We start from the raw sequence: 1018 nt of genomic DNA, 5'->3' as shown, positions 1-1018 counted from the left end.
CCATTGATTTATATTGATGATGTAATAAAACACGTAATCGTAAACGATCATAACGCTTAAAACCAAAGGCATTTCGCTTAATCACCTTGGTTTGATTGTTCAATCCTTCAATAAAACCATTTGTATAGCCAAAGGCGAAGCTATTTAATATCTCAATCTGCCAATTCTTAAACGTTTGAATAACTTTTATAAACTCACTTATCCCTGATTCAGTGACCTGATCATAAAAGGCGTTTAAGCCTTTTTTTACTTCATTCATTTGGGTTAACCCAATCTCTTTGGCATTTTTAAACCACGAATGAAAAGATTCCTTTAACTGATATGCACATCTTAATTCCTCTGATAACTTAAGATACCTTTCTAAATACCAACGCTGTTTACCACTTAACGCCTCGTAAGGTTTATAAAAGATGTGCTTCATGCGTTTACACTTTTTACGATCGTACTCATGGAATGTTTTTTGAACACGGCGTCTTATACGATCTAAAGCCCAGTAGATATAACGGCAAAAATGAAACCGGTCCGCGATAATGACAGGGTTTCCAAGTGCCTGTTTAACAGCTGATTTAAAGCTGTAGCTCATATCCATAACGACCTTCTCAACTTTTGATCCTTTACGGCGCAAATAATTTTTAACTGTTTTGACTGATCGATTTGGGAGAATATCTAAAGGTTCACCTGTTTGTGCATTAGCGATGATCACTTGATACTTTCCTTCATTCGTATCACCTTTATATTCGTCAATGGCGATCACTTTAGGTAATTCTTCAAATTCCTTTAGGTGTATAGAGGAAATTCGATCAAACCGACGAATAACTGTTGTCTGCGATGTTCGAAACTGCGCAGCAGTATCTTTAAAGTTTTTGCCATGGATGACGCGCAAACCAAGCGCTTGATTCCATTCGATAGAGTGCCTTTGATAACGTTCCACAACACTGTTCTTCTCCGTAAATCGCTTCCCACATGAACAAACATAACGACGTTTGTGATAAAACAAATAAGATGTTCGTTCAAAGAT

The 1018-nt window shown here is 36.7% G+C and carries 1 protein-coding gene; it reads right to left on the bottom strand.

From position 1 onward, the window contains the following. Positions 1-1018 (bottom strand): ISL3 family transposase (locus ACFQRG_RS16455; RefSeq protein ID WP_380968048.1); only part of this gene is annotated, 1018 nt, incomplete at both ends.

Origin of the sequence: Scopulibacillus cellulosilyticus (assembly GCF_042665295.1) — a bacterium.
In the GTDB taxonomy this organism is placed as follows: domain Bacteria; phylum Bacillota; class Bacilli; order Bacillales; family Sporolactobacillaceae; genus Scopulibacillus_A; species Scopulibacillus_A cellulosilyticus.
This window is presented reverse-complemented; position numbering and strand designations above follow the sequence as displayed.